Origin of the sequence: Rhodococcus sp. (in: high G+C Gram-positive bacteria) (assembly GCF_049591685.1) — a bacterium.
In the GTDB taxonomy this organism is placed as follows: domain Bacteria; phylum Actinomycetota; class Actinomycetes; order Mycobacteriales; family Mycobacteriaceae; genus Rhodococcoides.
Map to the genome: position 1 here is coordinate 1 of NZ_JBAWFH010000533.1, position 7,657 is coordinate 7,657.

Annotated in this window: 8 protein-coding genes; 6 read left to right on the forward strand and 2 right to left on the reverse strand. The window is 66.3% G+C overall.

All coding sequences use genetic code 11. From position 1 onward, the window contains the following. A partial coding sequence (locus tag WBQ44_RS21775; protein WP_495568744.1) for a 4a-hydroxytetrahydrobiopterin dehydratase occupies positions 1 to 259 on the forward strand: 259 nt, incomplete at its 5' end. On the opposite strand, the gene WBQ44_RS21780 is transcribed toward WBQ44_RS21775, so the two are convergent. Next, positions 201 to 1,430 carry a mannosyltransferase gene (locus tag WBQ44_RS21780; protein WP_495568745.1) on the reverse strand — a complete coding sequence of 410 codons (1,230 nt, stop codon included), beginning with the start codon at positions 1,428 to 1,430 and terminating at the stop codon, positions 201 to 203. The two genes, WBQ44_RS21775 and WBQ44_RS21780, sit on opposite strands and share 59 nt — an antisense overlap. A 297-nt stretch (positions 1,431 to 1,727) precedes the next feature. Here WBQ44_RS21780 and WBQ44_RS21785 point away from each other — a divergent pair, with 297 nt between their 5' ends. Both WBQ44_RS21785 and WBQ44_RS21790 read left to right on the forward strand, forming a co-directional pair. After that, complete coding sequence (locus WBQ44_RS21785; protein ID WP_495568746.1) at positions 1,728 to 2,540, forward strand: Rv1157c family protein; 813 nt, start codon at positions 1,728 to 1,730, stop codon at positions 2,538 to 2,540. 52 nt (positions 2,541 to 2,592) lie between these two features. Then, positions 2,593 to 3,804, forward strand: coding sequence for an MFS transporter (locus tag WBQ44_RS21790; protein ID WP_495568751.1), 1,212 nt, complete (start codon positions 2,593 to 2,595; stop codon positions 3,802 to 3,804). On the opposite strand, the gene WBQ44_RS21795 is transcribed toward WBQ44_RS21790, so the two are convergent. Then, the gene (locus WBQ44_RS21795; RefSeq protein WP_495568747.1) at positions 3,758 to 4,507 is read right to left on the reverse strand and encodes a DUF1906 domain-containing protein; all 750 of its coding nucleotides are present in this window, start codon (positions 4,505 to 4,507) and stop codon (positions 3,758 to 3,760) included. The genes WBQ44_RS21790 and WBQ44_RS21795 overlap by 47 nt on opposite strands. Positions 4,508 to 4,700: 193 nt before the next feature. Between WBQ44_RS21795 and WBQ44_RS21800 the strand changes: the two genes are divergently transcribed. The 3 genes from WBQ44_RS21800 to WBQ44_RS21810 all read left to right on the forward strand — a co-directional run bounded on the left by WBQ44_RS21800 (position 4,701) and on the right by WBQ44_RS21810 (position 7,598). Then, entirely contained in the window at positions 4,701 to 5,279 is a 579-nt protein-coding gene (locus tag WBQ44_RS21800) for a TerD family protein (RefSeq protein WP_495568748.1), read from the forward strand. Positions 5,280 to 5,385: 106 nt separating this feature from the next. Beyond that, positions 5,386 to 6,180: a hypothetical protein gene (locus WBQ44_RS21805; protein ID WP_495568749.1), complete on the forward strand. Its 795-nt coding sequence runs from the start codon at positions 5,386 to 5,388 to the stop codon at positions 6,178 to 6,180. Positions 6,181 to 6,296: 116 nt separating this feature from the next. Beyond that, a complete protein-coding gene (locus WBQ44_RS21810) occupies positions 6,297 to 7,598 on the forward strand; it encodes a WS/DGAT domain-containing protein (RefSeq protein WP_495568750.1) in 1,302 nt (433 codons plus the stop codon). Positions 7,599 to 7,657 lie beyond the last annotated feature (59 nt).

Here is a 7,657-nt window from a genome sequence, read left to right on the forward strand (position 1 = left end):
CGACGCCCTCGCAGATCTTCCCGAGTGGTCCCTTGCCGGGAGCACGATCACCCGCACCGTCGAACTTCCGACGTTTCCGGCGGCGATCGAGTTCGTCTCGCGCGTCGCGGAGGCAGCGGAGGCGGCGAACCACCACCCGGACGTCGACATCCGGTGGCGAAAATTGACGTTCACGCTGTCCACCCACTCCGCGGGTGGACTCACGAGGAAAGACGCCGATCTGGCTCGGCAGATCGACGCTCTTCTTCCCGCCGACTGATTTTCCGTCGGCGGCCCAGGTAGACGGTCCAGCCGTAGACCAGCAGGACGCCCACCATGTCGACCGCGCCGAGCCAGGCGAGCCCGCCCGGCCGGGATACGAGCCAGATGGAGTCCTGGAAGAAGCTGAGTATCCAGGGGACGCCCACGACGGTGGTTACCAGCCAGAATCCCGCGACCAGGCGGGTGCCGAGCAGCGCCCGATCCGGCCCGTGCAGCATCCAGACCAGCAGGGGCATCACCCACACCCAGTGGTGCGACCACGAGATCGGGGACACGGACAGCCCGAACAGCTGAACGACGATGAGGGTGCCGAGACGATCGTCCTCACGTAGGGAACGCCACGCCAGCACGGCGGCGACGGCGACCACGACCACACCGATTATCCAGACCAGTCTCGACTCGACGTCGAAACCGGCGATGCGGCTCATCGCTCCGCGCAGCGACTGGTTCCACACCGAACCCACCGGGCCGATGCGGTCGGCGTCGCCGAGCAGGGTGGTGAAGTAGGTGCCCGCCTGATGTCCCAGAACGAGATAGCTGACCGCGACGGTCGCGGCGAAGGCGACCGCGGAGAAGGCTGCGGCCTTCCAGCGCCGGGTCGCGAGGAAGTACAGACCGGTGATGGCCGGGGTCAGTTTGATCCCTGCGGCGAATCCGACGAGACCTCCGGCGATCCACCACCGCGCGCTGCGGACCGCGACGACGGCCGCGAGCGCGAGAAACACGTTGACCTGGCCGTAGTCGAGCGTGGTGCGCATCGGTTCCGTCCACAGCGCCAGCGCGGTCCACAGCATCGTCACACGGGTCCAGTGCGACGAGCGTGCGGTGTCGTCGCCCAGCACGAGTCCGAGGCTGAGCCGCAGCAACAGGAACATCGCCGCCATCGTCGCCAATTGCCACAGCACTCCCACAAGGGTGAACGGGAGGTAATGCAGAGGAAAGAACACCAGAGCGGCGAACGGCGGATACGTGAACGGAAGCGGAAAGTCGGGCGTCTCGACCGAATAGGTGAAGTCGTACAGATCGCCGCGCAGCAGCGCGGCCGAGCCGTCGACGTAGACGTGCAGGTCGACGAGGTTCATCCCGTTCGGTGTGGCGAAGGCCCAGACCAACCGCGCGACGACGGACAACGCGAGCAGGAAGGGTGCACCTCGGACCAGGCGGTTCATCTCGCGTCTGCTCCCGTTCGGGTGTCGTGTTCGGGCCGGCGGATGCGGATCCGACAGCCGAGCCTATAGGCACGTCGGAAAATGGCGGAACGCGCCGATCACAGAATAACGAGGCGTCGGTGCTGCACTGTCACAAGTAACATTTGCATCACCAACCACACTATTCACTTCCGTAACAGGCTAATCTGCGGAAGCAGTGGAGGCGGGCATCGGCTGTACAACGATGGGTCCGGTACATAGAGTGACCCCTCGAGCCAGCTAATCACGGCCCGCTTTTCGATCAGGATGGGGAAATAAGTGCTTCGTACCGGGGTAACGCGCAGGACCGTCAGTGCTGTGGCCGTGGCGTTGGCCGCCGCTCTGGCCGTGCCGGCTGTCGGAAACGCTCAGCCGGCACCGCCGGCGGCAGAGCTTCCTCCCTTCTTCCTCCCGGTGCCCGATCAGCCGCTCCCCGACTACGCACAGGTCGAAGCGCTGGCATCTCTCGCCCCGGCCATCGTGGGCGCAGCTGCAGGGCCGACCGACGTCGCAGGGCCTCCGCAGGCCGATCTGCTCGCTCAGGCGCGAACCCTGCTCGAAACGTCCGCTCTGCCGGATCAGGTCAAATCCACGCTCGAAACCGTCATCACGTTCCTCGACGGATCGGGAGGCGGCGGCCCGGATCTCCCGCCGGCCGATGGCCCAGTCATCGCACAGTTCCTGTACCCGACCATCGGTAAGGGCTGCATCTCGGACACCGCCGACTCGGTCGGAACGGCACTCGCCGTCCCCGGTCCGGCTACCCTGCCTCCTCCCGGCCCGCCCGCAGGCCAGGCCGGATTCGTCTTCACCGCCCTCGGAACCGCCCCGCTCGCGGCTGTCCAGGAAGCGCCGCTGACGGTCACGTGGCTCAATCTCGACAACCGTCTCAGCGGTACGCAGGAACTGACCGGCGCATCGAACATCAACCCCGGCGGACCGGCGACGGTCTCCGCCATCGCCGACACCGGCCCCGGCCGCGTGCTTGCAGTCGTCTCGGGATCGATCACGACGCAGTCCACGGAAGATCCGGCCGCTCCGGCACGCAGCTGCGGCTTCCTCCCGACCATCGGAACCGTCTTCGTCCCCTGATCCACCCGGCACGTAGGGTCTGCTCGTGAGCAGACCCGCGTTCAGCCGCGCCATGGCCTTCGTGGCGATCACCTATGCGTTCGCGGTGGCGATGTTGGGCACCACCATGCCCACCCCGATTTACTCGTTGTATCAGGACGAGTTCGGATTCTCCGTCCTCGTGATCACCGTCATTTTCGCTGCATACGCGGTGGGCGTTCTGTTCGCGCTCCTCGCATTCGGGCGATGGTCGGACTCACTGGGAAGACGGCCGCTACTCCTCGCGGGCGTCGCACTGGGTATCGCGAGTGCACTCGTGTTCATCTCGGCCGAGTCACTCACGGCGTTGCTCTTCGGCAGAGTCCTGTCCGGACTGTCCGCCGGCGTGTTCGTCGGCACCGCTACCGTGACTCTCGTCGAGCTGGTTCCGGACAGGTGGCGCTCTCGGGCCCCCGCTGTCGCGACGGCCGCCAACATCGGCGGGCTCGGCCTCGGTCCGCTCATAGCGGGTCTCCTCGTCGAATATCTGCCGCAGCCTCTGCGCTTGACCTTCGCCGTCGACATTGCTGCGCTGCTACTCGCCGGGGTGCTCGTCTGGCTCGCGCCCGAGCCGGTCGCGGTCGAGCGAGGCGCTCGGCCGCGCATGCAGCGGCTGTCGATCCCGGCGCCCATCCGTGGCACGTTCGTTCGCGCCGCGATCGGAGGATTCGCGGGCTTCGCCGTGCTGGGACTGTTCACCGGCATCTCGTCCGGTTTCATGACTCAGGTTCTCGGCATCGAGAACCACGCCGTCACCGGCGTCGTCGTCTTTTTGATCTTCGCGTCATCGGCTGTCGCCCAGATCGCATTTCGACGCCTCGATACGACGTTCGCGATGCGCGCCGGATGCGTCGTGCTGCTGCTGGGCGTCGGTGCCCTCTGCCTGTCGCTGCTCACAGCGTCGCTGCCCCTGTTGGTGCTGGCGGCGATCGTGTGCGGCATCGGCCAGGGCGTCACGTTCAGCAAGGGCATGGGGTCGGTGACGGCCGAGCTACCCGCCGACCGGCGCGCGGAGGTGACATCGACGTTCTTCGTCGTGCTCTACGTCGCCATCTCGGTACCGGTGATCGGCGCCGGTGCTGCGGCGCAGGCGTGGGGACTCGTCACGGCCGGTGTGGTGTTCTCCGCCGCGGTGGCCGCACTGGCGTCGGTGTCCCTCGTCCTGTTGCTGACGACATCGAACGGTTCGGACCCCTCGCTCAGGCGAGAGACCACTGCCCGTAGTCGGGAGCGAGAACGACATTGATGTCGACGCCGATTCCGTCGATGATGTCCTTGTCGATCCGTACCTGATGCAGATGCGCGGCGGGATGACGGAACCCCTTCGGGGTTCCCCAGTTGTGCTGCCAGTACCACTGGCCGAGGCCGGCGATCGTCGCGAGTTCGATGGTCGGTGAATTGGCGTAGATACCGGTGTTCTCCGCACCGATGACCGACTGCCAACCCAGGATGTACGGCGCGATCTGGGTGGCAAACTGCACCGCATTGGGATTGTCGTCGATCGAAACATAGATCGGCCGGTTCTCGGGTCCGCCTGCGGCCCTGTGCAATTCGAGACCGCGCTGCCCGTGCTCGACGCCCGCCGCGTACCCGCCCTTCCAGTCCGAGGTCGCCCCCTTTCCGAACTGGTAGTTGGACACCACCTCGAGGCCGGATTCGACGAGTGCGTCCGCCTCGTCCCGGGCCATCGGCTTGCCGAGCATCCACTGCGCGTCGGGTCTGCGGTCGGACACGTATCGGATAGCGCCCAGGTGTCCCGCTCGAGAGATCGATTCGGGCGAGGGCACACCACCGGAGTAGTCGACGAGTGTTCCCAATCCGTCCGCATGCGCGGCCGTCGTACCCACTGCCGTCGAACCAACCGCCGCCCATCCGACGGCAGCCGCAGATCCGACGGCGGCGTATTTGAACAGGTCTCGGCGCGATACGTGCACGTGCATTCCCCACATCGATAGCAATCGTTCGGGCGTGTCGCAGCGCCTCTGATCGACGACGCTGGTAGCTTTCTCGGTTTCGGTATTGCACCACATTCACACCTGCACCGCTAGTCACACCCGACCCAGCAGTGGCCGTCAGCCCCGCACCGCACCTACTGTGGACCACAGAAGTCTGTGCATGCAGTCGAGCCGAAGGAGTACCGGAATGGGCGTCACGCTGGCCAAGGGCGGAAATGTCTCGTTGTCGAAGGAAGCGCCGAATCTGACCGCCGTGTCCATCGGGCTCGGTTGGGACGTCCGCAACACCACGGGCGGCGACTTCGACCTCGACGCGAGCGCCATCGGCCTCGGTGCGGACAAGAAGTCCGCCGGGGACCTGTACTTCGTCTTCTACAACAATCTTCGCTCGCCGGACGGCGCCATCGAGCACACCGGCGACAACCGAACGGGCGAGGGTGAAGGCGACGACGAAACGATCAACGTCGATCTCGTCGCCCTCTCGCCAGACATCGACTCCATCGTGTTTCCGGTGTCGATTCACGACGCGGACGCTCTCGGCCAGAACTTCGGTCAGGTCATCAATGCTTTCATTCGGGTGGTCGACCGCGCGGACGGCCGCGAACTGGCCAGGTTCGACCTGACCGAGGATGCGTCGACGGAGACAGCGATGGTCTTCGGCGAACTGTATCGACGCGGTCAGGAATGGAAATTCCGCGCAATCGGCCAGGGGTACGCATCGGGCCTGGTCGGCATTGTTCGCGACTACGGAATTCAAGCGAGCTGACGTATCGATTGAGTAACCGCGGGCCTCTGGGGTTGAGAAACCGAACGAGGGTGTGTTCCCATCACCACATTCATAACTTTGGTCTCATGAGTCCCAGGAGTCACACATGTCTCGTCGCTTCAACCGTCTAGCGGGAACGGTCGCACTGGCCTGTGCCGCTCTCCTCGCCGTTCCCGCGACCGCGGCAGCGGACCCTGCACCTGCCGGCAGCGATGCAGTACCTGCCGGCAGCGACGCAGTACCTGCCGGCAGCGATGCAGTGTCGCAGGCAGCCGCAGACGCAATCGCCGCCAGCCGCACCGAGGTAGCAGAGCCGACAGACGCCAATCCCCTCGCCGCACTCGACGCCGTCAACCGCATTCTCACCGAGGCCGGTATCACCCCGTTCTTCTACCCCACCGCGTCGATCAACTGCGCCGCCGCGCCGGGCCTCCCGCTCGACATCGCACCAGCAGTCGCAGGCGCAGCCGGTGGACCGTGGCCGAACATCAAGTTGCCGGTGCTTCCGCCGCTCAACGCGGCCGAGAAGGGCGAGACGGTGTTCGCCTTCGTCCCGGCGGGCATCGTCGACGATTCCGCGAACAAGAGCGGAATGCAGGTCGCCTGGTTCAACGTCAACACCTTGAAGGGCGGCTTCGCCGACATGGGTGGCGCGACCACCGAACTGGTCGACGCCGTTATGGCCAACCTCGACGCGCCGCAGATGGTCAAGGACCTGGCACGAGGCCCACTCACCCAGGCACTGTCCACCCTGCCCGCTGCCGGCGCCCGCGCCGTGCCGGTCGAAACCGGATCCGGCACCGTCCTCGCCGCCGTGTTCGGCAACGTCACGCACAACACCCCCGCCGGTGAGAAGAACTGCTTCTTCTTCCCGACGGTAGGACTCGTCAACGTCGCCTGAACTGTGGGCTTCTGACCTGGGGGCTTCTGATCTGGGGCTTCTGACTTGGGGGTTTCCTGCGCCGCCGCATTCTCTTTCGAGAGCGCGGCGGCGCAGTCGTGTTCTACCCTCGGTGCGTGAGCCACCGCCTGCTGCCGACCGATGCGCAGACGTACTGGATGTCCGCGAAGATTCCCAACGATCAGTTCCTCCTGTTCTGCTTCGACACGGACGCATCGGCAGACTCCGTGCGCGCGGAGCTGCTACGCAATGCCTCCGGCGTCGACGAGCTGCACCTGCGCATCACGGACACCCGGTGGGGCCTGACGTTTCCTCGATGGGATCCCATGGCGGTCGGTGACGGCCATGTGCGCGAACACGACTCCGCGAGCACCTGGAACAACTGCCTCGGCGGCGTCGCCGACCTCGTCGCCGATCAGCTGGATCCGCGCGAAACAACATGGCGAATACACCTTTTCGCCGACGTCACCCACGCTCCTCGAGGTGCGGGGCCCGCTCTCGTTGCGATACTGCAGATTTCGCATGCACTCGGCGACGGCCGGACCGCATCGGCACTGGCACGTCGACTGTTCGGCGACAGCGCCGCGCACCCCGACCCGATCGTCGACAGCGGACGTCCGAGCCCCACCAATAGATTCGCAGGCGCCCGTGAAGCTGCGAAGGCCGAGCGCCGACTCGCGGCGGACACCGAGGCCGGCGTCGTCCCACCACAGGCACCGGGCCGCACCAAGACCAGGGTCGACGTCGCGCCCGACGGACCCATTGCCGTGCGCACCGTCGTCCGGAACCGATGCGATTTCACGGCCCCGGGCATCAGCGTCACGGTCGGTGCCCTCACCGCCGTCTCGCACGCCCTGACGCGGTACCTCACGATGCACGGCGATTCTGCGCCCGCCGATCTCGGCGCCGAGGTCACGCTCTCCAAGCCCGGAGCACGGCGCGCACGCAATCACTTTCGTAACGCGGGAGTCGGGCTGCACCCCACAACCACCGACCTCGTCGAACGCGCCCGATCGATCGGCCGTGACCTCTCGGAGCGCCGTACTCGCGCCGCGCACCCCGCTATGCAAGCCTCGAGCCTTGCTGCGGAAATGGTGCCCGCGGCCCTGCTTCGCTGGGGCATCCGCCAATTCGACGCCACCGCCGTACCCGAGCGGGTCACCGGCAACACCGTCGTGTCCAGCGTCGCGCGGGGCGACGCCGGTCTCGTCGTGGGCGGCGGTCGAGTGCGGTTCACGGCCGGATTTCCGGCGCTGTCGCCCGTCATGGGACTCACCCACGGGGTGCACGGCATCGGCGACTCGGTGACGCTCGGGGTCATGTCCGCACACTCGGCCGTGCCCGACCCCGACGTGTACGAGCAACTGCTGCGCCGCGCCGTCGACGATGTCGCCGACGCGTTTGCCCGCGTCACGTAGCCGACTTGCCAGAGAACTCTCAGCACCACACGTAGGCCCGTCTCAGCATCGTCGGGCAC